Origin of the sequence: Streptomyces sp. NPDC059009 (assembly GCF_042740175.1) — a bacterium.
Classification (GTDB): domain Bacteria; phylum Actinomycetota; class Actinomycetes; order Streptomycetales; family Streptomycetaceae; genus Streptomyces.
This window is the reverse complement of record NZ_JBHYJB010000003.1, coordinates 296681-318010: the sequence shown is the minus strand read 5'-3', so window position 1 is coordinate 318010 and position 21330 is coordinate 296681. Positions and strand designations below refer to the sequence as shown.

Genomic DNA, 21330 nt, shown 5'->3' with positions numbered 1-21330 from the left:
CATATTTACTCCTAGTCTGACATTGCGCTCGCCCACCTTGTCCACAGGGCTTGCGCCCACGTCCCGCTCCGGCTACTGGGAAGGACGGCCCACCGCCATGCCCGCAGATCTCGCCGTCATCGGACTCGGCCACCTCGGCCTGCCCCTCGCGCATGCCGCTGTCGCCGCCAACATCGCCACCGTCGGCTACGACCCGAGCCGCGCCACCGACCTCGCCGGCGGCCGTCTCCCCAGCGACGGCGGCGCCGAGGGCACCCTCACCGCCGCCGACGTCCGCCGGATGCTCTCGGGGGGCTTCCGGCCGACCGCCAACCCCGTCGAACTCGGCCGGGTCCGCACCGCCGTCATCTGCGCCCCCGCCCCACCGGCGGCGGACCGCACCCTCGACCTGAGCCAAGTGGCCGACGCCGCCCGCGCCCTCGCCGCACGGCTGCGCCCGCACACCACGGTGATCCTGGAGTCCCCCGTGTACCCGGGCACCACAGAGGAATTCCTCCGCCCCCTCCTCGAAGAGGGCTCCGGCCTGCGCGCGGGCCGCGACTTCCACCTCGCGCACTCCCCCGGCCGCCTCGACCCGGGCAACCGCACTCACGGCTACGCGGGCACCCCCAAGGTGATCGGCGGCCTCACCCCCGCCTGCACCGAGTCGGCCGCCGCCTTCTACGGCCGCCTCACCGACAAGGTGGTCCGCGCGCGGGGCCCCCGCGAGGCGGAAACGGTCCACCTCCTCGAAACCAACTACCGGCACGTGAACATGGCCCTGGTCAACGAGATGGCGGTGCTCTGCCACGACCTCGGCATCGACCTGTGGGACGTCATCCGCTGCGCCGAGACCAAGCCCTTCGGCTTCCAGGCGTTCCGCCCCGGCCCCGGCGTCGGCGGCCACGGCGTCCCCCTCGACATCCCGGGTCCCGCGCGCGGGACCCGCCCCCTGCGCATGGTCGAACTCGCCCAGCAGGTCAACGACCGCATGCCCCAATACGTCATCCAACGCTCGGCGACCCTCCTCAACGAACACGGCAAGTCCGCCCGCGGCGCCCGCGTCCTCCTCCTCGGCGTCACCTACAAGCCCGACCTCGCCGACCAACAGGGCGCCCCCGCCCAGGAGATCGCCACCCGCCTCATGCAGATGGGCGCCACCGTCAGCTACCACGACCCCTACGTGCCGACCTGGAGCATCGTCGGCCACCCGGTCCCCCGCGCAGACTCCCTCTACGAGGCCGCCGCCGACGCCGACCTGACGATCCTGCTCCAGCACCACCGCACATACGACCTCCAGGGCCTGGCGGTAAAGGCCCAACTCCTCCTGGACACAAGAGGCGCAACCCCAGCGGGCGCGGCCCACCGTCTCTGAACCTTCGCGAATTCCCCCTGGGATCGTCAGCGCCGACTGCTACTGTGCGGCCTTTCTGCCGCACATCAGTACGGCGGCTCACACCCCAGGGGGACACGCATGACCCAGCCACCGCAGCAGCCATACGGCCAGCAGCCCCAGCAGCCGTACGGGCAGCAGCCGCAGCAGCCCTACGGCCAGTTCCCGCAGCAACCGCCCCAGCAGGGCGGCTTCCCGCTGCCTCCGCACCCCGCGGCAGCCCGCACCGGCAACGTGGGCCTCGGCATCGGCGTCGCCGTCGTCCTGCTGTTCGTCACGGCGGGCATCTACGGCGCGATCATGAAGGCCGTCGAGCACGAGATCGGCTACGCGGCTTTCGGCGTCGGCGCCGTCATCGGCTTCGCCGCGGGCAAGCTGGGCGGCCGCAACGTCGCGGTGCAGGTGGTCAGCGCCCTGGCCGCCGTGGCCGCCGTGTACCTGGGTCAGCTCACCGGCTACGCGATGGTGCTCGGTGAGGCCGCGGACCAGTCGTTCTTCTCGATCCTCACCGATCACTTCGACGTGGTGAACACGATCTGGAAGGAGAAGAAGGACGCCCTCACCTTCGTCTTCCTCGCACTGGGCGGAGTCTCCGCCTTCTTCGCGGCCAAGCGGGCCGCGGACTAGGCACCGCCGCAGAACGCAGAAAGGGGTTGGGCCCACCTTCCAGTGGGCCCAACCCCTTTTCCGCTCAAGCCGAGCGCAGCGTCACCTCACCGCTTGTGCTGCGCGTCCGCCACCGTCACCTCGACCCGCTGGAACTCCTTGAGCTCGCTGTAGCCGGTCGTGGCCATGGCCCGCCGCAGCGCCCCGAAGAAGTTCATCGAACCGTCCGGGATGTGCGAGGGACCGGTCAGGATCTCCTCGGTCGTCCCGACAGTCCCCAGGTCGACCTTCTTGCCGCGCGGCACGTCCTCGTGGACGGCCTCCATGCCCCAGTGGTGACCCTTGCCGGGCGCGTCCGTGGCGCGGGCCAGCGGGGAGCCCATCATCACGGAGTCGGCGCCGCAGGCGATCGCCTTCGGCAGGTCGCCGGACCAGCCCACGCCGCCGTCGGCGATGACGTGCACGTACCGGCCGCCGGACTCGTCCATGTAGTCACGGCGAGCAGCCGCCACATCAGCCACAGCCGTCGCCATGGGCACCTGGATGCCCAGCACGTTCCGCGTCGTGTGCGCGGCGCCGCCGCCGAAGCCCACCAGCACACCGGCCGCACCGGTCCGCATCAGGTGCAGGGCGGCCGTGTACGTGGCGCAGCCGCCGACGATGACCGGGACGTCCAGCTCGTAGATGAACTGCTTCAGGTTCAGCGGCTCGGCGGCACCGGAGACGTGCTCGGCCGAGACCGTCGTGCCGCGGATGACGAAGATGTCCACGCCTGCGTCGACGACGGCCTTGGAGAACTGGGCGGTGCGCTGCGGGGAGAGCGCGGCGGCGGTGACCACACCGGAGTCGCGCACCTCCTTGATGCGCTGCCCGATCAGCTCTTCCTTGATGGGCGCGGAGTAGATCTCCTGGAGGCGACGGGTCGCGGTCTCCGCGTCGAGCTCGGCGATCTCGTCGAGCAGCGGCTGCGGGTCCTCGTACCGCGTCCAGAGCCCTTCCAGGTTCAGGACGCCGAGGCCGCCCAGCTCGCCGATGCGGATCGCGGTGGCGGGCGACACCACGGAGTCCATGGGAGCGGCCAGGAACGGCAGCTCGAACCGATAGGCATCGATCTGCCAGGCGATCGAGACCTCCTTCGGGTCGCGGGTGCGCCGACTCGGAACGACGGCGATGTCGTCGAAGGCGTACGCGCGGCGGCCGCGCTTGCCGCGCCCGATCTCGATCTCAGTCACGTTGTGGGGCCTTTCCCTCTTGGTCTGCCTGTCCAGTATCCCCGACACACGCGGGAGGGGCGGCCCCGGCAATTCCGGGACCGCCCCTCACCGCGAAGCGCGGCTGCTTCCGGCCGGCTACTTGCGGCTGTAGTTCGGCGCCTCGGTCGTCATCTGGATGTCGTGCGGGTGGCTCTCCTTGAGGCCCGCCGAGGTGATCCGTACGAAGCGGCCGTTCGTCTGAAGCTCCGGAACGGTCCGGCCGCCCACATAGAACATCGACTGGCGCAGCCCGCCCACGAGTTGGTGGACGACGGCCGACAGCGGGCCCCGGTAGGGCACCTGGCCCTCGATGCCCTCGGGCACCAGCTTCTCGTCGGAGGCGACGCCCTCCTGGAAGTACCGGTCCTTGGAGAAGGACTTCTGCTCGCCGCGCGACTGCATGGCGCCGAGCGAGCCCATGCCCCGGTACGACTTGAACTGCTTGCCGTTGATGAAGAGCAGCTCGCCCGGCGACTCCTCGCAGCCCGCGAGCAGCGAGCCCAGCATGACCGTGTCGGCACCGGCGACGAGCGCCTTGGCGATGTCGCCCGAGTACTGCAGGCCACCGTCGCCGATGACGGGAACACCCGCCTCCTTGGCGGCGAGCGACGCCTCGTAGATGGCCGTCACCTGCGGGACGCCGATACCGGCGACCACGCGCGTGGTGCAGATGGAGCCCGGTCCGACACCGACCTTGATGCCGTCGACACCGGAGTCGATGAGTGCCTGCGCGCCGTCACGGGTGGCGATGTTGCCGCCGATGACGTCGACGCCGCTCGCATTCGACTTGATCTTGGCGACCATGTCGCCGACCAGCCGGGAGTGGCCGTGCGCGGTGTCGACGACGATGAAGTCGACGCCCGCCTCGATCAGCGCCTGGGCCCGCTCGAAGGCGTCCCCGGCCACACCCACGGCGGCACCGACGAGCAGCCGCCCCTCGGCGTCCTTCGCCGCGTTCGGGTACTTCTCGGCCTTGACGAAGTCCTTGACCGTGATGAGGCCCTTGAGGACACCGCCGTCGTCGACGAGCGGCAGCTTCTCGATCTTGTGGCGGCGCAGCAGCTCCATGGCGTCCACACCGGAGATCCCGACCTTGCCGGTGACCAGCGGCATCGGCGTCATGACCTCGCGCACCTGACGGCTGCGGTCGGTCTCGAAGGCCATGTCACGGTTGGTGACGATGCCGAGCAGCTTGCCCGCGCCGTCCGTCACCGGGACACCGCTGATGCGGAACTTGGCGCAGATCGCGTCGGCCTCGGCGAGCGTCGCGTCCGGGTGCACCGTGATCGGGTCCGTGACCATGCCGGACTCGGAGCGCTTCACCAGGTCGACCTGGTTCGCCTGGTCGGCGATCGACAGGTTGCGGTGCAGCACGCCGACGCCGCCCTGCCGCGCCATGGCGATCGCCATGCGGGACTCGGTGACCTTGTCCATCGCCGCGGACAGCAGCGGGACGTTCACCCGCACGTTCTTCGAGATGTACGAGGAGGTGTCGATCTGGTCCGGCGCCATGTCGGACGCGCCGGGCAGCAGCAGCACGTCGTCGTAGGTCAGCCCGAGTGTCGCGAATTTCTCGGGCACTCCGTCGACGTTTGCAGTCATGACACCTTCCCCAAATGGCCTTGATCGGTGCGGATGTCCATGCTAACGGGATCCGAGGGTGTCTCATTCCACGGGCAAGATCATCGACAAGCTTTGTACGTTCATACGGCAACGACGCCCGTCGTACACGCGCCCGGAACCGCCCGCGACCGCCGCCGGCCGACCACTCTGCCCGGCTCCTGCCCGACTACTGCTCGGCCAGGGCCCGCAGCCTGCTCAGCGCCCGGTGCTGGGCCACCCGCACCGCGCCCGGGGACATCCCCAGCATCTGCCCGGTCTCCTCGGCGGTGAGGCCGACGGCGATCCGGAGCAGCAGCAGCTCGCGCTGGTTCTCCGGAAGGTTGGCGAGGAGCTTCTTGGCCCACTCGGCGTCGCTGCTCAGCAGCGCCCGCTCCTCCGGGCCGAGCGAGTCGTCCGGCCGCTCGGGCATCTCGTCCGAGGGCACCGCCGTGGAACCGGGGTGCCGCATCGCCGCCCGCTGCAGATCCGCGACCTTGTGCGCGGCGATCGCGAAGACGAACGCCTCGAAGGGCCGTCCGGTGTCCTTGTAGCGCGGCAGCGCGAGAAGGACCGCGACGCACACTTCCTGCGCCAGGTCCTCCACGAAGTGCCGCGCGTCGCCCGGGAGTCGGGACAGCCGGGTGCGGCAGTAGCGCAGCGCGAGAGGGTGGACGTGGGCCAGGAGATCGTGCGTGGCCTGCTCGTCGCCCTCCACGGCGCGAAGGACGAGGGCACCGATCACCGTCGTCTTGTCATCGCGCATCGGTCCATGGTGCCTTGGCGCCGATTGATCCGTGGCACCGCGTCCGTAGTTGTGCACCGAAGCGTTATGAGTAGGTGCGCCAGAACTCATCCTGTGCGCCTCCCCCTCCCGCTCGACCGACTCGTCCCCGAGGAACTCCACACCTCAAGGATGCGGCATCGGCGGCGAAACAAGGAGCGGGCGTCCGTCGCCCCGCCCACCAGCACGCGGCGGGCGGGGATCGCCGAGCCCCCGCTGCGACACACCTAGCGGACCAGGCCCCAGCGGAATCCGAGCGCCACGGCGTGCGCACGGTCCGAGGCGCCGAGCTTCTTGAACAGCCGCCGGGCGTGCGTCTTGACCGTGTCCTCGGAGAGAAAAAGCTCACGCCCGATCTCGGCGTTGGACCGGCCGTGACTCATGCCCTCGAGCACCTGGATCTCCCGCGCGGTGAGCGTGGGAGCGGCCCCCATCTCGGCGGACCGCAGCCGCCTCGGGGCCAGCCGCCAGGTGGGGTCGGCGAGCGCCTGCGTCACGGTCGCCCGCAGCTCCGCGCGCGAGGCGTCCTTGTGCAGATAGCCGCGGGCCCCGGCGGCGACCGCGAGCGCGACCCCGTCCAGGTCCTCGGCGACGGTGAGCATGATGATCCGCGCACCGGGGTCGGCGGAGAGCAGCCGCCGAACGGTCTCCACGCCGCCCAGTCCGGGCATGCGTACGTCCATCAGAATCAGGTCCGAGCGGTCGGCGCCCCAGCGGCGGAGGACTTCCTCGCCGTTGGCCGCCGTCGTCACGCGCTCGACGCCGGGCACGGTCGCGACCGCGCGGCGGAGCGCCTCTCGGGCAAGCGGGGAGTCGTCGCAGACGAGGACGGATGTCATGGCCGCCCTCCGCAGCTGATGCGCGTCACCTTGAGCCTCCAGGCTGTACTTATTCGTCACCTGTGCGGTTGACGCTCTCGGACACCTGCCCGAGCGCTTGTTCTTTCAACCGCCTCCGCACTCTCAACGATGGTCACTCGAAAGAGTTACGGGTCGGGCGGCCGCCTTCGGCACTCTACGTGAGGGCGCGGACACAGTGCAGACAGCGCAAGAGACCCTCAAGGTTTCATCACAAGCTATGCCCCATTTAGCCCTTTTTCTTCCCTTTTGCTGGTGTCTGTGGCTAGATTCGCAATGAGTCATATTTTCATCTCCTTAGATAGTAGATGTACGGTCATGGGCACCGTATCCGCGTCAGAACGGCTACCAGGAGACAAGCAATGGCAGATTTCTCCCGCCTTCCCGGACCGAACGCAGATCTCTGGGACTGGCAGCTCCTCGCGGCCTGCCGCGGGGTCGACAGCTCGCTCTTCTTCCACCCGGAGGGCGAGCGCGGAGCGGCGCGGAGCGCTCGCGAGAACTCGGCCAAAGAGGTCTGCATGAGGTGCCCGGTACGGGCGGAGTGCGCCGCGCACGCACTGGCGGTACGCGAGCCCTACGGAGTGTGGGGCGGACTCACCGAAGACGAGCGCGAAGAACTCATGGGACGCGCCCGCAACCGGCTCGTCACGGCCTCCGCGTCCAGCGGCAGCGCCTTGTCACGCAACTGAAGGAACGTTTCTTCTAATAGCCGGTCACGGCGGGCCTCCGCCGGCTCTCGAGGTCAGCGGGCGGCGGCGCGGGCGAGGTGGTCGAGCGTCGCGGCCACGGCCGGCACCTGGGCCAGATCGGGCAGCGTGAGGGCGACGATCTCCCGCTGCACCGCCGGCTCCACCGTCACCGCACGGGCCCCCTTGGGACGTACGGACTCGATGGCGAGCTCCGGCAGGACGGCGACCCCGAGGCCCGCGCCCACCAGGCCGATCACCGCCGGGTAGTCGTCGGTCGCGAAGTCGATGCGGGGCGTGAAGCCCGCGCTCTCGCAGACCTCGACCAGCTGGCGGCGGCAGCGGGGGCAGCCCGCGATCCACGGCTCGTCGGCGAGTTCCCCGATGGTCACCGAGTCCGCCTTGGCGAGGCGGTGGCCCTCGGGCACCAGGCCGACGAGCCGGTCCGCGAGCAGCGGGCGCACCACGAGGTCGTCCCACTCCTCGGCGCAGGTGCCGTCGGCGCGCTCGTAACGAAAGGCGAGGGTCACGTCGCAGTCGCCCTCGCGCAGCATCTCGACCGAGCGCGGCGGTTCGGCCTCCACGAGGGAGACGCGGGTGCCGGGGTGGGCGGCGCGCAGGGCGGCCAGGGCGCTCGGGACCAGCGTCGAGCTGCCGCTGGGGAAGGAGACGAGGCGGACCCGGCCCGCGCGCAGGCCGGCGATGGCCGCGACCTCTTCCTCGGCCGCGGTCAGCCCGGCCAGGATCCCCGCGGCGTGCCGGACGAGGGCCTCGCCCGCCTGCGTGAGCCGCATCTCGCGGCCCGTGCGGATCAGCAGCGGGGTGCCCGCCGAGGTCTCCAGGGCCTTCATCTGCTGGCTCACCGCGGGCTGGGTGCAGCCCAGCTCACGGGCGGCCGCCGAGAAAGAACCGGTGGCGGCCACGGCGCGCAGGACACGGAGATGGCGGGCTTCGATCACCCCTTGAGCATAAGTGAGCCTTGGGCAGGGCGCGAAATATCGCGTCGACGCTTTGAGCCTGCTCGCCTAGCCTGCCTCTATGAAGCTCCTCTCCGTGAACCTGGGCCGGGCCACCTCCTCCGCACACACCGACGCCCCCTCGGGGACCACCGGCATCGACAAGCAGCCGACGGCGGACCGCGTGCATGTCTCCGCGCCCGGGCCGAAGGGCGTCGCCGGCAGCGGCCTCGCCGGGGACGACGTCTGTTTCCGCCGGGTGCACGGCGGCGACGACCAGGCGGTCTACGCGTACGCCCGCGAGGATCTCGACGCATGGGAGCGCCTGCTCGGGCGGCCGCTCCCCAACGGCTCCTTCGGCGAGAACCTCACCACCATCGGGCTCGACGTGAGCGGCGCGAAGATCGGCGAGCGCTGGCGGGTCGGCTCGGAGCTGCTGCTCGAGGTGACCAGTGGGCGCATTCCCTGCCGTACGTTCCAGGGGCACCTGGGTGAGCGGGGGTGGGTGCGGCGATTCACTCAAGAAGGCGTTCCCGGGGCCTACTTCAGGGTCATCGAACCGGGCGACATCCAAGTGGGCGACGCCGTCGAGATCGTGCACCGGCCGGACCACGAGGTCACCGTCGCCCTGCAGTTCCGGGCGGTCACCACGGAGCGGACGCTGCTGCCGCGGATGCTCGCGGCGGGGGACGCGCTGCACCCGGAGACCCTCGCGGACGCCCGTAAGTACGTCGCCCAGCAGGCTGGTTGACCCTCCGTCACCGTCCAGTCATTAGCCTGGGCGCATGACTACGGCTCTGATTACGGGATCCACGGCCGGTATCGGCGCCGCCTTCGCGCGCCGCCTGGCCGCCGACGGACACAACCTCGTCCTGGTGGCGCGCGACACGAAGCGGCTGCGGGAGCAGGCGACCGAGCTGCACGACCGGCACGGCATCGAGGCGGAGGTGCTGACCGCCGATCTCTCGACGGACGAGGGCATCGCCGCCGTCGAGGAACGCCTGTCCGACCCCAGGAACCCGGTCGACCTGCTGGTCAACAACGCCGGCTTCGGCAACAAGGGCCGCTACCTGGAAGTGCCGATGGCCGACGAGCTGACGATGCTCAAGGTGCACTGCGAGGCGGTGCTGCGGCTGACGACGGCGGCGATCGAGTCGATGCGGCCGCGCGGGCGCGGCGGGGTGGTGAACGTGGCGTCGGTGGCGGCGTTCGTGCCGCGCGGCACGTACGGCGCGTCGAAAGCCTGGGTCGTGCAGTTCACCCAGGGCGCGGCGAAGGACCTGGCGGACTCCGGGGTGCGGCTGATGGCGCTCTGCCCCGGCCTGGTCCGTACGGAGTTCCATCAGCGGGCCGGCATGGGCACGGACAACATCCCCAAGTGGATGTGGCTCGACGCCGACAAGCTGGTCGCGGCGGCCCTCTCCGACCTGGCCCGCGGCAAGTCCCTGTCCATCCCGGACCCGCGGTACAAGGCGATGATGGGCGTGGTGAAGGTGACGCCGAGGGCGCTGATCGGCGGGATCACTTCGCGTACGGGGCGCAAGTACGGCCCCCGGTAAGGACGTTGACCGACGCACCGAGGCCCGGCACCCCCGAAGGGGCGCCGGGCCTCGTCGCTGAACCCGTGGGTCAGTGGGCGTGCCCGTGACCGTGGCCGTGACCGGCCTCGGCCTCTTCCTCGGCCGGCTTCTCGACGACCAGGGTCTCGGTCGTGAGGAGCAGGGAGGCGATGGACGCGGCGTTCTCCAGGGCGGAGCGGGTCACCTTGACCGGGTCGATGACGCCGGCCTTGACCAGGTCGCCGTACTCGCCGGTGGCGGCGTTGAAGCCGAAGCCCTTGTCGAGCTCCGCCACCTTGGAGGTGATGACGTAGCCCTCGAGGCCGGCGTTCTCGGCGATCCAGCGCAGCGGCTCGACGACGGCGCGGCGGACGACGGCGACACCGGTGGCCTCGTCGCCGTCCTTGCCGAGGGAGCCCTCGAGGACCTTCGCGGCGTGGACGAGCGCGGAGCCACCACCGGAGACGATGCCCTCCTCGACCGCGGCGCGGGTCGCGGAGATGGCGTCCTCCAGACGGTGCTTCTTCTCCTTCAGCTCCACCTCGGTGGCGGCGCCGACCTTGATGACGCACACGCCGCCGGCCAGCTTCGCGAGGCGCTCCTGGAGCTTCTCGCGGTCCCAGTCGGAGTCCGTGGCCTCGATCTCGGCCTTGATCTGGTTGACGCGGCCCTCGACGTCACCGGCGTTGCCGCCGCCGTCGACGATGGTCGTGTCGTCCTTGGTGATGGTCACGCGGCGGGCGGTGCCGAGCACGTCCAGGCCGACCTGGTCGAGCTTGAGGCCGACCTCCTCGGCGATGACGGTGCCGCCGGTGAGGGCGGCCATGTCGCCGAGCATCGCCTTGCGGCGGTCGCCGAAGCCGGGGGCCTTGACGGCCACCGCGTTGAAGGTGCCGCGGATCTTGTTGACGACGAGGGTGGAGAGCGCCTCGCCCTCGACGTCCTCGGCGATGATCAGCAGCGGCTTCGAGGAGCCGGCCTGGATGACCTTCTCGAGCAGCGGCAGCAGGTCCTGGATCGAGGAGATCTTGCCCTGGTGGATGAGGATGTACGGGTCCTCGAGGACGGCCTCCATGCGCTCCTGGTCCGTCACGAAGTACGGCGACAGGTAGCCCTTGTCGAAGGCCATGCCCTCGGTGAAGTCCAGCTCCAGACCGAAGGTGTTGGACTCCTCGACGGTGATGACACCGTCCTTGCCGACCTTGTCCATCGCCTCGGCGATGAGCTCGCCGACCTGCGTGTCCTGGGCGGAGAGACCGGCGACGGCGGCGATGTCCGACTTCTCGTCGATCGGACGGGCGGTGGCGAGGAGGTCCTCGGACACGGCCTTGACCGCGGCGTCGATGCCCTTCTTCAGGGCGGCCGGGGAGGCACCGGCGGCGACGTTGCGCAGGCCCTCCTTGACCAGGGCCTGGGCGAGCACGGTGGCGGTGGTGGTGCCGTCACCCGCGATGTCGTTGGTCTTGGTCGCCACCTCCTTCACCAGCTGGGCGCCGAGGTTCTCGTACGGGTCCTCGACCTCGACCTCGCGGGCGATGGTGACACCGTCGTTGGTGATCGTGGGGGCGCCGAACTTCTTGTCGATGACGACGTTGCGGCCGCGGGGGCCGATCGTCACCTTGACCGTGTCGGCAAGCTTGTTGACGCCGCGCTCGAGGGCGCGACGGGCGTCCTCGTCGAACTTCAGGATCTTCGCCATGGGAGCGGTTCAGCCCTCTCGGAAAACTGGGTCAAAAACGAAGCTGCGCCCCTCGCCGCCCGGCGTCAGCGGGGTGGCCAGGGGCGCAGCTCTTCAAAGCATTCGCTTCGAGGTGAATTACTTCTCGACGATCGCGAGCACGTCGCGGGCCGAGAGGACGAGGTACTCGTCGCCGTTGTACTTCACCTCGGTGCCGCCGTACTTGCTGTACAGCACGACATCGCCGACCTTCACGTCGAGCGGAAGGCGCTCGCCGTTCTCGAAGCGGCCCGGGCCCACGGCGAGGACGGCGCCCTCCTGGGGCTTCTCCTTCGCGGTGTCCGGAATGACCAGGCCAGAGGCCGTGGTCTGCTCGGCGTCGAGCGGCTGGACCACAATGCGGTCCTCGAGCGGCTTGATGGCAACCTTGGAGCTGGTGGTCGTCACGATCCGACCTCCCCCTTCGGAGATCTCACGGGGTTAACTGTCTGAGGTGGCGACCAGGTGGATCCGTCGTCGCGGGTGCCGGACCTGCCCGTCGCTATTGGCACTCTCCAGTGGGGAGTGCCAGGCCCGAGACTAGGACGACGATTAGCACTCGGTCAAGCGGAGTGCCAATTGGCTAACGCCGTGTTTATCGGTGAGTGGGGCGCCCCACCGGGGCGGGGGTCTCCTCGGGGGTCGGCTCGGCCCTTGCGGGGCAACGGCCACGCTCCCGCGATGGTGCCTTCGCCGGGGTGGGTTCCGCCGTGCGGAGCGGCCGCCCGCAGCGAGACGGCTCGCTCCCCGGCTTGCCCTTCCGCGGCACCTTCTGGGCCGCCTTCCTGCCCAGCCTCTCGATCGGGTCCACCGAGTCCGCGCACGCGGTGAGTGCGGGCGCGAGCACCGCGGTCGCCAGCAAGCCCGCCAGCAGTCTGTGCGCCCGCGCCCGCCGCGTCACAGGTAGTCCTCCAGCCTGGCCACCGCGTACCCCTTGTCCGTCACCGTCTTCATGACCCGGCGGATCATGTCGGGCATCGTGCCCTTCCAGTCCTCACGCCCCCGGAAGTGCGTGAGGATGATGTCGCCGGGGTGCAGGTCCCGGTCCCACTCGCGCCACTCCATGTGGTCGACGAATGCTTCGGACGCCCACAGTGGCACCGCTTTGATGCCGCAGGACTTCGCGGCGCGCAGCGTGTCCTGGTTGTAGTTGCCGTACGGCGGGCGGAAGAGCTGGGGGCGCTTGCCGTAGTGCTTGCGGATCACGTCCTGCATGCCGCAGATCTCGCGCCGCTGGCCCTCGTACGAAAGCCCGGGCAGATAGCGGTGGTTGAGGGTGTGGTTGTTGAGGGTGACCCCCCGGTCCTGCATCTTCTTGAAGTAGCCGTAGTCCTCCTTGACCAGGTAGTCGCTGAGGAACGCGGTGTAGGGGATCTTCAGTTCGCTCATCATCCGCAGCAGCGCCGGGTCCTTCTCGGCGCCGTCGTCCATGGTGAGGAAGACGACCTTCTCCTTGGTGGGGACGGTCGTGAAGACGGGCGGCAGGTGCGCCTGGCCGCGGACCTCGAAGCCCTTGCGGGTGGCGATGTGCGGCTTCTTGGCGGGCGGGCGGGGCGCGGCGAGGGGGGTCCTGGCCAGGCCCCAGTGCTTCGCGGCGGCGGCCCGCTGGGCCTGGGCGACGCGCAGCTTGTGGGCGTAGCTGTCGAGGGCGCGGGCCGGCGGGGCCTTGAGGGGCTGCTGGCCGGGGGCGGGGCGGACGGCGTCGCCGTCGTCGGACGCACAGCCCGAGACGATCGCGGTGAGGGCGAGAGCGGCCACGGTGGCGTACACCGGGAGCGTCTGCTTTCTGGCTCTTTTGTCGTTTTGTCGTACTAGTTGCATGGCGCCGGATCCTCGCAGCTCACAGCCCTGCAGCCGGGCCGACACCGCCACCGGACGCGCACCATCCACCGACTGGCCCACAATGGGCCGGGTGAACGACCAGCTCTCCCCCGCATCGGAATTCGCCGCGCTGCTCACCCCCGAGGGCCGCGCCCTCCTCGACGAGGTACGGGACGTCGAACCGGCCGGGGAGCTGGCCGCGGCCACCCGCCTGCGCCGCACGCACCCGGCGCCGCTGGTCTCGGCGGCGCTCGCGCAGGCGCGGCTTCGGCAGCGGGCGGTGGCGAAGTTCGGGGCCGAGGACGCGGCCCGGATGTTCTTCACGCCGGACGGCGTCGAGCAGTCAACGCGCGCCTCCGTCGCCATGTACCGCGCCGAGTGCTTCCGGGCCCGGGGCGTACGGAGCGTGGCCGACCTGTGCTGCGGGATCGGCGGGGACGCGATCGCCCTCGCGCGTGCCGGGATCTCCGTGCTCGCCGTCGACCGTGACCCGCTGACCTGCGCGGTCGCCCGCGCCAACGCCGAGGCCCTTGGTCTTGCCGAGCTGATCGAGGTCCGCGAGGCGGATGTCACCGAGGTCGACACGTCCGCGTACGACGCGGTCTTCGTGGACCCGGCGCGCAGGGGTGGACGCGGGCGGATCTTCGACCCCGAGGCGTACTCCCCGCCGCTGTCCTGGGCGATCGAGGCAGCCCGCAAAGCCCCCCGCGCCGCGCTGAAGATCGCCCCCGGCATTCCCCATGAGACGGTCCCCGCCGAGGCGGAGGCCGAGTGGATCTCCGACAGGGGGGACGTGAAGGAGGCCGTGCTCTGGTTCGGCGCCGACGTGACACCCGGGGCCCGGCGGGCGATGCTGCTGCCGTCGCTGGCCGGCATCTGGGCGTCGCCCGAGACCATGCTGCCCAACCCCGAAGTGCGGCCCGTGGGCCGTTACCTGTACGAGCCCGACGGCGCCGTCATCCGTGCCCACCTGGTCGCCCAGGCCGCCGAGGAGGTGGCGGGCGGGCTCATCGACGAGACCATCGCGTACGTCACCTCCGACGAGTGCCACCGCTCCGCGTACGCCACCACGTACGAGATCACCGATCAACTGCCCTTCAACGTGAAGAAGTTGAAGGCGCTGCTGCGGGAGCGCGAGGTCGGGATCCTGACCGTCAAGAAGCGGGGGTCCGCCGTCGAGCCGGAGGAGCTGCGCAAGAAGGTGAAGCCGCAGGGGCGGAACGCGGCGACGGTGTTCCTGACGCGGGTGGCGGGGGCGCCGACGATGCTGGTCGGGCACCCCCTCCACGGCTAGGCCCCCAGCAGGGCCCTAAGTACGGGACTTGTGCAGCGCGGCCGTCGCCAGCGCCGCCGCCGCGAGCAGCGCCGCCGACACCGCGAACGCCGTGGCATAGCCGTCCGCGAGCGCGGCCGGGCCCGGCCGGTCGCCCGAGGTGTGGGCCGCGACGGTCGCCAGGGCCGCGAGGCCGAGTGAACCGCCCAGCTGGCGGGAGCAGTTGAGCAGCCCCGCCGCCATGCCGGTCTCCTCGACGGCGACGCCCGACGTGGCCGCCGCACCGAGGGGCACGAAGCACATGCCGGTGCCGACGCTCGCCACGAGCGAGGGGCCGAGGACCGAGCCCGCGAACGTGCCGCCCGCCTCGGCGGTCAGCGCGAACCACAGGAACCCGGCCGCCCCCAGGAGCCCCCCGGTCACCAGCAGCGCCCGCTCCCCGAACCGGCCCACGGCGCGCGCCGCCGCGGTGGACCCGGCGACGACGCCCACGCAGAACGGCAGGAAGGCGGCACCGGCGCGCGTGGGCCCGTACGACAGGACCTCCTGGAGGTAGAGCGAGGTGAAGTAGAACGCGGCGAACTGGCCCGCGGACATCAGCAGTGCGAAGGCGTTCGCGGAGAGCACCGGGCGGCTGCGCAGCAGCCCCGGGCGGAGCAGCGGGGTGCGCTTGCGGGTCTCGACGGCCACGAAGGCGGTGAGCAGGGCGGCGCCCGCGAGCAGCGTGGTGAGGGTGGTGGCGGAGGTCCAGGCGTGGGTCTCGGTGCGCACCAGGCCGAGGACGAGCACCGACGTCCCGGCCGTGACCAGGAGTCCGCCGACGAGGTCGAGGCGGGGCGCGGGGTGGGTGCGGCGGTCGGCGGGGACGGCGCGCGGGGCGACGGCGAGGGCGGCGAGCACCACCGGGACGTTGATCAGCATGACGGAGCGCCAGCCCGCCCAGTCGGTGAGCAGCCCGCCGCCCATGACGCCGACGGCGCCGCCGAGCGCGCCCACGGCGCCCCACAGGCCCATGGCCCGCGAACGGGCCGGACCCGCCGGGTAGTTGACCGTGATGAGGGCGAGCCCGACCGGGGCGAGCGCCGCCGCACCCACGCCCTGCACCGCCCGCGCGGCGATGAGCTGGCCCGGCGTACCGGCGAGGCCGCCGACGAGGCTCGCGGCGCCGAAGACCGCGAAGCCCCACATCAGGGTGCGGCGGCGCCCGATGACGTCGGCGAGCCGCCCGCCGAGCATCAGCAGGCCCCCGAAGGCGAGGGCGTAGGCGTTCACGACCCAGGTCAGGGACCCGTCCGCGAAGCCGAGGCCGGCGCCGATGTCGGGCAGGGCGATGTTCACGACGGACACGTCGAGGGAGACCAGGAACTGCACGGCGAGCAGCACCGGAAGCAGCCAACGGCCGGGCAGGGAAGGGGAGTTCACCCCGGTCGCGGACACCTGTGGGTTCACTTTCTGCGTCATGCCGCGGAGATTACTATACGCGTATAGAAATTGTCTCGGGCGGTGTCGGGGCGACACCGGGACGGGGCGTGGCGGGCAGGCGGGAGAATGGCCGCGTGGCAGCTGAAGCAGCGGAGAACGGCAAGGCCAGGCGCCCCGTCGGCCGCCCCCGGCGGATCGAGGCCGGGGCGATCGTGGACGTCGCGCGACGGATCCTCCAGGAGGAGGGGGTCGGGGCGCTGAGCATGCGGCGGGTCGCCCGGGAGGTGGGGGCGACGCCGATGGCGCTCTACCACCACGTGCGCGACAAGGACGAGCTGCTGATGCTCACCCTGTCCGGCACGGCCGCCGCCATGGAGCGCCCCGAGCTTCCCGAGGACCCGCGCGACCGGCTGCTCGCCGTCTCGCTGCACATGCACGCCGTACTGCGGTCGATGCCCTGGGTCGTCGAGGTCCTCAGCCTCGGCGACCTCACCGACAAGGGCGCCCTGTGGATGGTCGAGGAGATCGTCGGGGCGGGCATCGACTGCGGGCTCGACCCGGTCGAGGCCGTGCGCGCCTACCGGACCATCTGGCACTGCGTCTACGGCGACCTGGTGTTCCGGCGCGCGATGGAGCGGCGCGCCGAAGAGCCCGACCGCAAGCGGTACTTCCCGGACCTGCTCACCGAGGCGGACGCCGCCGAGCTGCCGCACCTCGCGCAACTCGCGGACCAGTGGCTGGAACTGACCGAGGACTACGACGTGTCACAGCAACTGGGCGCCGTCATCGACGGGTTGCTGGCGGCCGCCGGGCGGTAGGCGTCCCGGCGGTAGGCGTCCGGGGTCCCGGAGGCTTATGGTGCGGGGCCAGTCGAACGCATGACAGACGCATGACACTCGGGGGAACGAACATGGCAATGGTGGGCCACGGCACTACCGGACAGGGAAGCGCGGGCGGCCTGGCCGATGCCGCGAGCGCGCCCGCGTATCTGCGGACGGGCACCTTCGTCGCCCTGTACGCGCTCGCGTCGGCGGCCTGGATCGGCTACGAGATCGACGAACGCCACCAGGACGCGGGGGACTTCTTCAAGGCCCTGTGGGATCCGCGCGGGGAGCTGATCCCCTGGGCGCAGACCCCCAACGACTGGGCGATGATCGCCACCGGCCTGGTCGTGGGCGCGCTCGCGCTCGCCCGGCGGCGGGTGGCGCGCGGCGCGATGATGCTGCTCGCGGTCGCGCTGATCTTCCTGTCGCTGCGCGAACTCGTCGGGCTCGCGGCCTCGGACACCTACCGCGAGCTGATGACCGGGATCGACTACGGCAAGACGCTCATCGCCTTCCGCGTCGCCGGGCTGCTTCTCGGCATCGCGGTCCTGGCGGAGATGGCCCGCGTCGGCCGCCGCCCGCTGCCGCCCTTCGGAGCTCCGCAGCAGCAGCCGTACGGGTACGGATACCCCTCCTACGGCGCCCCCGCCCCGCAGGACGGCTACGGCCCCGCGTACGGCAGCCCGGTGCCGCCGCCCATGCCCGGCCACCGGCCGCACCCCGGCAACGCCCGGCCCGGCGCCGTCGCGGCGGGTGTCTGCCTGCTCCTGATGGGCGCTGCCGCGCTCGGCTGGCTCATCTACCGGCTCACGCAGGACTCCGTGTACCTCGTCGGCGGCTCGTACACCGCCGACGGCTCGGACGCGGGCGACTTCTTCCGCAACGTCGTGGACGCCTCGCACGGACCCTCGGTCCCGTACACCTTCCACACGGTCGCGCTCGTCGTCGCGCCGCTGCTGGTCGGCATCCTCCTGCTGCAGCGGCGCCCGGCGGCCCGCGGTGCCGCGCTCGCCCTCGCGTTCATGGCCCTGTACATCGACATACGCGGCCTGGTGCCGGTGTTCGCCGAGGGGGAATGGGACGCCTACTTCGACACGACGGTCGGCACCCTCGCGCTGCTGACCTCGTTCTTCACGGCGCTCATGGAGGCCGTGGTCATCGTGACGCTCCCGCGGGTGCCCGAGGAGTGAGCCTCCGGGCGCCTCAGCCGGCGTCGGCGCCCAGCGACTCGAACCGCCAGCGGTGCACCGAACGGGTCAGCAACTCCCCCGCGGGCTCGGGCAGTTCGGGCAGCTCGGCGTCGAGGTCCGCGTCCCACCAGGTGATGACGAGGACCCGGTCCTCGGGGGCGCGGAAGGTCTCGCGGCGCAGGGGCACGGGCGCGGCGGCGGACTCCCGCCCCTCCGCGCGCCCCTGATCCTTCGTCACGAGCCCCTGGTCCTTCGCCCAGGCCAGCAGCTCGGCGCCGCGCCCCTCGGCGGCCCTGGCCTCCCACATCAGCGCGACGGTCATGAGTACAGGTTCTCCTTGCTGACCTCGTGCACGTGGTCGTGGTCGTGCGAGTGGGCGTGGGCGTGACCGTGCTCGTGGCCCGGCACGTGCGGCTCCGTCACGGGAAGCGAGGAGTCCGCCGAGAGGCCCAGGTCCGAGGCGGTCCGGTTGCGGGCCACCATCTCCGCACCGAGCGCCGCGACCATCGCGCCGTTGTCCGTGCACAGCTTGGGCCGGGGCACCCGCAGCCGGATCCCGGCGCGCTCGCAGCGCTCCTGCGCCAGCGCCCGCAGCCGGGAGTTGGCGGCCACGCCGCCGCCGATCATGAGATGGTCGACGCCCTCGTCCTTGCAGGCCCGCACGGCCTTGCGGGTCAGCACGTCGACGACCGCCTCCTGGAAGGACGCCGACACGTCCCGTACGGGGACGTCCTCACCCGCGGCCCGCTTCGCCTCGATCCAGCGGGCCACCGAGGTCTTGAGCCCGGAGAAGGAGAAGTCGTACGCGGGGTCGCGCGGGCCGGTGAGCCCGCGCGGGAAGGCGATCGCGTCCGGGTCGCCCTCGCGCGCGTACCGGTCGATGACGGGCCCGCCCGGGAAGCCCAGGTTGAGGACCCGGGCGATCTTGTCGAACGCCTCCCCCGCCGCGTCGTCGATGGTGGCGCCGAGCGGGCGCACGTCCGAGGTGATGTCGGCGGACAGGAGCAGCGAGGAGTGGCCGCCCGAGACGAGCAGCGCCATCGTCGGCTCGGGCAGCGGGCCGTGCTCCAGCTGGTCGACGCAGATGTGCGAGGCCAGGTGGTTGACGCCGTAGAGGGGCTTGCCGAGCGCGTACGCGTACGCCTTCGCGGCCGAGACGCCGACGAGCAGCGCGCCCGCGAGTCCGGGCCCGGCGGTGACGGCGATCCCGTCGAGGTCCTTGGCCGTGACGCCCGCGTCCTTCAGGGCGCGCTGGATCGTCGGGACCATCGCCTCGAGGTGGGCGCGGCTCGCGACCTCGGGCACGACGCCGCCGTACCGGGCGTGCTCGTCGACGCTGGAGGCGACGGCGTCCGCGAGGAGGGTCGTGCCGTGGACGATGCCGACACCGGTCTCGTCGCAGGAGGTCTCGATGCCGAGGACGAGTGGCACGTCGCGTGAGTCAGCCATGAAAGTCGGTTCCTTGTACGGAAGTTGCGGGATCGGTCAGCTTCATGACCAGGGCGTCCACGTTCCCCGGCTGGTAGTAGCCGCGCCGGAAGCCGATGGGCTCGAAGCCGAAGCGCTCGTAGAGCTTCTGCGCCCGGGTGTTGTCGACGCGCACCTCGAGCATCACCTCGGCGCACTCGAAGGCTGTCGCGTGCGTCAGGAGGTCGGTGAGCAGGCGCGCGCCGAGGCCGGTGCCCCACTGGTCGCGGGCGACGGCGATGGTCTGGATGTCCGCCTGGTCGCCGGAGGCGGCGAGGCCCGCGTAGCCGACGAGGCGGCCCGCGGCGGAGCCGCTGTCGGATGCCGTGTCCATGGCCACCGCGTAGCGGCGGGTGGCACCCGGCCCCCGGGCATGGGCCAGCTCGGACCAGAACATGCCGCGCGACCAGGCGTCGTCCGGGAAGAGCTCCTTCTCCAGGACGAGTACGGGATCGATGTCCCACCAGCGCATCTCGCGAAGGACCGCATCGCTGAACGGAGAGGAACCGCCGCGCAGCGGCGTCGTCGAGGGGCGGTGGTCGGGCGACGGGTGGGCGGTCACTTGGGGGTGACCACCTTGTAGTTCTTGGGCACTTGGGCGTCCGGGCGGCGCAGGTAGAGGGGGCGGGGCTCCAGGAGCTCCTCGCCCTTCGCGAGCCGCTCCGCCGCGAGCGAGGCCAGCGCGGCCGCCGAGACATGCTCGGGCCCGCGGGCGTCCGGGAACGTGTCCGGGTAGAGCAGCGCGCCCGCTCCGACGGCCGGGAGCCCCGCCACGTCCTCGGCGATCTCGGCGGGCCGGTCGACGGCGGGCTCGGTGAGGCGGGTGCGCGGGTCCGCGTACCGGGCCCAGTAGACCTCCTTGCGCCGGGCGTCCGTGGCCACGACGAAGGGGCCTTCCTCGATCCCGGAGGCGTGGGCGAGGCCGTCGAGCGTGCACACCCCGTGCACCGGCACCCCGAGGGCGAGGCCGAAGGTGTCGGCGGTCATCAGGCCGACCCGAAGCCCGGTGTAGGGGCCTGGGCCCACGCCGACGACGATGCCGGTGACCGCGTCGAGTCTCAGTCCGGCGTCGGCGAGCACCCGGTCGACGGACGGGAGCAGCAGCTCCCCGTGGCGGCGGGCGTCCACCTGACTCGACGCGGCGACGACGGCGGACCCGTCGTGCAGGGCGACGGTGACGGCGGGGGTTGCGGTATCGAGAGCGAGCAAGAGCACGCAAACAGCCTACGGCTCCGGCGACCGGCGCACGGCCCCGAACGGGGTCCACCACCCTCCGGGGGGTGGACCCCGAGGGGTCAACCCCGGGATGGCGTGCGCCTGCCGTTCGTACGCCTGCTGCTACCGTCACCCCGTAGCCGTACGGAGTACGAAGAGGTGGCGCAGTGGCAAGGAGCAGCTCGGGATTCGTGGCCGGGCTCACGGCGGCGGCACTCGCCGTGGTCGGCTTCCTCGCGTACCAGGCTTCGGCCAGCGCACCGGACTCCCTCACGGGCAAGCACCGCGAGAAGTCGCCCAGCGCGTCCTCCTCGCGCTCCCCCAAGGACAAGGCCGACCCGAAGGCGCTGCCCGGCCAGTCCGGCTCCGGTGAGCGCGTCGTCTACGCGCTCGGCGACCGGCGGGTGTGGCTGGTCGACAAGGGCAACAAGGTGGAGCGCACGTACGAGGTGACGGCGGGCTCGGTCGACCCGGCTCCGGGCACCTACACGGTGAGCTCCCGCTCGGGCTCCGTGACCGGGACGGACGGCAAGGCGATCGAGCACGTCGTGCGGTTCACGAACAACGACGGGGTCGCGATCGGGTTCAGCGCGGCGGTCGACGGCTCGACGCCGAAGCCCGACCCGTCGAAGAAGACCGGCGGCATCCGCGAGTCCCGCAAGGACGGCAACGCGATGTGGGAGTTCGCGCTGATGGGGACGAAGGTCGTCGTCGTCCCGTAGCGCT

At 71.4% G+C, this 21330-nt stretch carries 22 protein-coding genes; 9 read left to right on the top strand and 13 right to left on the bottom strand.

Going from position 1 to position 21330, the window contains the following annotated elements; all coding sequences use genetic code 11:
• Positions 1–97 precede the first annotated feature (97 nt).
• Complete coding sequence (locus tag ACFWYM_RS05065) at positions 98–1354, top strand: nucleotide sugar dehydrogenase (RefSeq protein WP_384830061.1); 1257 nt, start codon at positions 98–100, stop codon at positions 1352–1354.
• A gap of 99 nt (positions 1355–1453) precedes the next feature.
• Positions 1454–1999, top strand: coding sequence for a hypothetical protein (locus ACFWYM_RS05060; protein WP_384830058.1), 546 nt, complete (start codon positions 1454–1456; stop codon positions 1997–1999).
• A gap of 86 nt (positions 2000–2085) precedes the next feature.
• Here the strand turns inward: ACFWYM_RS05060 and ACFWYM_RS05055 are convergent, their stop codons facing one another.
• The 4 genes from ACFWYM_RS05055 to ACFWYM_RS05040 form a co-directional block, all read right to left on the bottom strand.
• The gene (locus ACFWYM_RS05055) at positions 2086–3210 is read right to left on the bottom strand and encodes a GuaB3 family IMP dehydrogenase-related protein (protein WP_384830055.1); all 1125 of its coding nucleotides are present in this window, start codon (positions 3208–3210) and stop codon (positions 2086–2088) included.
• Positions 3211–3327: 117 nt separating this feature from the next.
• Positions 3328–4833, bottom strand: a complete 1506-nt coding sequence (gene guaB, locus ACFWYM_RS05050; protein WP_384830052.1) for an IMP dehydrogenase — start codon at positions 4831–4833, stop codon at positions 3328–3330.
• 187 nt (positions 4834–5020) lie between these two features.
• Positions 5021–5596, bottom strand: coding sequence for a sigma-70 family RNA polymerase sigma factor (locus ACFWYM_RS05045; RefSeq protein ID WP_127909693.1), 576 nt, complete (start codon positions 5594–5596; stop codon positions 5021–5023).
• 245 nt (positions 5597–5841) lie between these two features.
• Entirely contained in the window at positions 5842–6453 is a 612-nt protein-coding gene (locus tag ACFWYM_RS05040; protein ID WP_003948568.1) for a response regulator transcription factor, read from the bottom strand.
• 380 nt (positions 6454–6833) lie between these two features.
• On the opposite strand from ACFWYM_RS05040, the gene ACFWYM_RS05035 reads away from it, so the two are divergent.
• Positions 6834–7163 (top strand): WhiB family transcriptional regulator, encoded by a 330-nt coding sequence (locus ACFWYM_RS05035; RefSeq protein ID WP_384830049.1) that lies wholly within the window; start codon positions 6834–6836, stop codon positions 7161–7163.
• A 53-nt stretch (positions 7164–7216) separates the two neighbouring features.
• Here ACFWYM_RS05035 and ACFWYM_RS05030 read toward each other — a convergent pair whose 3' ends face one another.
• A complete protein-coding gene (locus tag ACFWYM_RS05030; protein ID WP_384830046.1) occupies positions 7217–8119 on the bottom strand; it encodes a LysR family transcriptional regulator in 903 nt (300 codons plus the stop codon).
• A gap of 79 nt (positions 8120–8198) precedes the next feature.
• On the opposite strand from ACFWYM_RS05030, the gene ACFWYM_RS05025 reads away from it, so the two are divergent.
• On the top strand, positions 8199–8867 hold the full coding sequence (locus ACFWYM_RS05025; RefSeq protein ID WP_384830043.1) for an MOSC domain-containing protein: 669 nt from the start codon (positions 8199–8201) through the stop codon (positions 8865–8867).
• Positions 8868–8901: 34 nt separating this feature from the next.
• Positions 8902–9675, top strand: coding sequence for an SDR family NAD(P)-dependent oxidoreductase (locus ACFWYM_RS05020; protein ID WP_384830040.1), 774 nt, complete (start codon positions 8902–8904; stop codon positions 9673–9675).
• A gap of 70 nt (positions 9676–9745) precedes the next feature.
• On the opposite strand, the gene groL is transcribed toward ACFWYM_RS05020, so the two are convergent.
• The 3 genes from groL to ACFWYM_RS05005 all read right to left on the bottom strand — a co-directional run bounded on the left by groL (position 9746) and on the right by ACFWYM_RS05005 (position 13213).
• Entirely contained in the window at positions 9746–11374 is a 1629-nt protein-coding gene (groL, locus tag ACFWYM_RS05015) for a chaperonin GroEL (protein ID WP_384830037.1), read from the bottom strand.
• Positions 11375–11491: 117 nt separating this feature from the next.
• On the bottom strand, positions 11492–11800 hold the full coding sequence (groES, locus tag ACFWYM_RS05010) for a co-chaperone GroES (RefSeq protein WP_018528412.1): 309 nt from the start codon (positions 11798–11800) through the stop codon (positions 11492–11494).
• A gap of 489 nt (positions 11801–12289) precedes the next feature.
• Positions 12290–13213, bottom strand: coding sequence for a polysaccharide deacetylase family protein (locus ACFWYM_RS05005; protein ID WP_384830034.1), 924 nt, complete (start codon positions 13211–13213; stop codon positions 12290–12292).
• A gap of 82 nt (positions 13214–13295) precedes the next feature.
• On the opposite strand from ACFWYM_RS05005, the gene ACFWYM_RS05000 reads away from it, so the two are divergent.
• Entirely contained in the window at positions 13296–14507 is a 1212-nt protein-coding gene (locus ACFWYM_RS05000) for a methyltransferase domain-containing protein (protein WP_384830160.1), read from the top strand.
• A gap of 15 nt (positions 14508–14522) precedes the next feature.
• On the opposite strand, the gene ACFWYM_RS04995 is transcribed toward ACFWYM_RS05000, so the two are convergent.
• On the bottom strand, positions 14523–15947 hold the full coding sequence (locus tag ACFWYM_RS04995; RefSeq protein WP_384830031.1) for an MFS transporter: 1425 nt from the start codon (positions 15945–15947) through the stop codon (positions 14523–14525).
• 95 nt (positions 15948–16042) lie between these two features.
• Between ACFWYM_RS04995 and ACFWYM_RS04990 the strand changes: the two genes are divergently transcribed.
• Both ACFWYM_RS04990 and ACFWYM_RS04985 read left to right on the top strand, forming a co-directional pair.
• Positions 16043–16726: a TetR/AcrR family transcriptional regulator gene (locus ACFWYM_RS04990; RefSeq protein ID WP_384830028.1), complete on the top strand. Its 684-nt coding sequence runs from the start codon at positions 16043–16045 to the stop codon at positions 16724–16726.
• Between the two features lie 92 nt (positions 16727–16818).
• The gene (locus ACFWYM_RS04985; RefSeq protein WP_384830025.1) at positions 16819–17922 is read left to right on the top strand and encodes a proline-rich domain-containing protein; all 1104 of its coding nucleotides are present in this window, start codon (positions 16819–16821) and stop codon (positions 17920–17922) included.
• Positions 17923–17935: 13 nt separating this feature from the next.
• On the opposite strand, the gene ACFWYM_RS04980 is transcribed toward ACFWYM_RS04985, so the two are convergent.
• From ACFWYM_RS04980 to tsaB, 4 genes are all read right to left on the bottom strand, one after another.
• A complete protein-coding gene (locus ACFWYM_RS04980; protein ID WP_384830022.1) occupies positions 17936–18244 on the bottom strand; it encodes a hypothetical protein in 309 nt (102 codons plus the stop codon).
• Entirely contained in the window at positions 18241–19371 is a 1131-nt protein-coding gene (gene tsaD / locus ACFWYM_RS04975; protein WP_384830019.1) for a tRNA (adenosine(37)-N6)-threonylcarbamoyltransferase complex transferase subunit TsaD, read from the bottom strand. Before tsaD ends, ACFWYM_RS04980 begins: the two co-directional genes overlap by 4 nt.
• The gene (gene rimI, locus ACFWYM_RS04970; protein WP_384830158.1) at positions 19364–19861 is read right to left on the bottom strand and encodes a ribosomal protein S18-alanine N-acetyltransferase; all 498 of its coding nucleotides are present in this window, start codon (positions 19859–19861) and stop codon (positions 19364–19366) included. The genes tsaD and rimI overlap by 8 nt, the downstream gene beginning before the upstream one ends.
• An 86-nt stretch (positions 19862–19947) precedes the next feature.
• Positions 19948–20604, bottom strand: a complete 657-nt coding sequence (gene tsaB, locus ACFWYM_RS04965; protein ID WP_384830016.1) for a tRNA (adenosine(37)-N6)-threonylcarbamoyltransferase complex dimerization subunit type 1 TsaB — start codon at positions 20602–20604, stop codon at positions 19948–19950.
• Between the two features lie 167 nt (positions 20605–20771).
• On the opposite strand from tsaB, the gene ACFWYM_RS04960 reads away from it, so the two are divergent.
• Complete coding sequence (locus tag ACFWYM_RS04960) at positions 20772–21326, top strand: L,D-transpeptidase (RefSeq protein WP_384830013.1); 555 nt, start codon at positions 20772–20774, stop codon at positions 21324–21326.
• Positions 21327–21330 lie beyond the last annotated feature (4 nt).

Bases quoted from the DNA above. Each gene is read 5' to 3' on its own strand.
- ACFWYM_RS05020 (WP_384830040.1), top strand. From the start codon at position 8,902: ATGACTACGGCTCTGATTACGGGATCCACGGCCGGTATCGGCGCCGCC.
- ACFWYM_RS05065 (WP_384830061.1), top strand. From the start codon at position 98: ATGCCCGCAGATCTCGCCGTCATCGGACTCGGCCACCTCGGCCTGCCC.
- ACFWYM_RS05060 (WP_384830058.1), top strand. From the start codon at position 1,454: ATGACCCAGCCACCGCAGCAGCCATACGGCCAGCAGCCCCAGCAGCCG.
- ACFWYM_RS04980 (WP_384830022.1), bottom strand. From the start codon at position 18,244: ATGACCGTCGCGCTGATGTGGGAGGCCAGGGCCGCCGAGGGGCGCGGC.
- ACFWYM_RS04995 (WP_384830031.1), bottom strand. From the start codon at position 15,947: ATGACGCAGAAAGTGAACCCACAGGTGTCCGCGACCGGGGTGAACTCC.
- tsaD (WP_384830019.1), bottom strand. From the start codon at position 19,371: ATGGCTGACTCACGCGACGTGCCACTCGTCCTCGGCATCGAGACCTCC.
- ACFWYM_RS05005 (WP_384830034.1), bottom strand. From the start codon at position 13,213: ATGCAACTAGTACGACAAAACGACAAAAGAGCCAGAAAGCAGACGCTC.
- ACFWYM_RS05045 (WP_127909693.1), bottom strand. From the start codon at position 5,596: ATGCGCGATGACAAGACGACGGTGATCGGTGCCCTCGTCCTTCGCGCC.
- ACFWYM_RS05000 (WP_384830160.1), top strand. From the start codon at position 13,296: ATGGGCCGGGTGAACGACCAGCTCTCCCCCGCATCGGAATTCGCCGCG.
- ACFWYM_RS04985 (WP_384830025.1), top strand. From the start codon at position 16,819: ATGGCAATGGTGGGCCACGGCACTACCGGACAGGGAAGCGCGGGCGGC.
- ACFWYM_RS05025 (WP_384830043.1), top strand. From the start codon at position 8,199: ATGAAGCTCCTCTCCGTGAACCTGGGCCGGGCCACCTCCTCCGCACAC.
- ACFWYM_RS05035 (WP_384830049.1), top strand. From the start codon at position 6,834: ATGGCAGATTTCTCCCGCCTTCCCGGACCGAACGCAGATCTCTGGGAC.
- rimI (WP_384830158.1), bottom strand. From the start codon at position 19,861: ATGCGCTGGTGGGACATCGATCCCGTACTCGTCCTGGAGAAGGAGCTC.
- guaB (WP_384830052.1), bottom strand. From the start codon at position 4,833: ATGACTGCAAACGTCGACGGAGTGCCCGAGAAATTCGCGACACTCGGG.
- ACFWYM_RS05040 (WP_003948568.1), bottom strand. From the start codon at position 6,453: ATGACATCCGTCCTCGTCTGCGACGACTCCCCGCTTGCCCGAGAGGCG.
- groL (WP_384830037.1), bottom strand. From the start codon at position 11,374: ATGGCGAAGATCCTGAAGTTCGACGAGGACGCCCGTCGCGCCCTCGAG.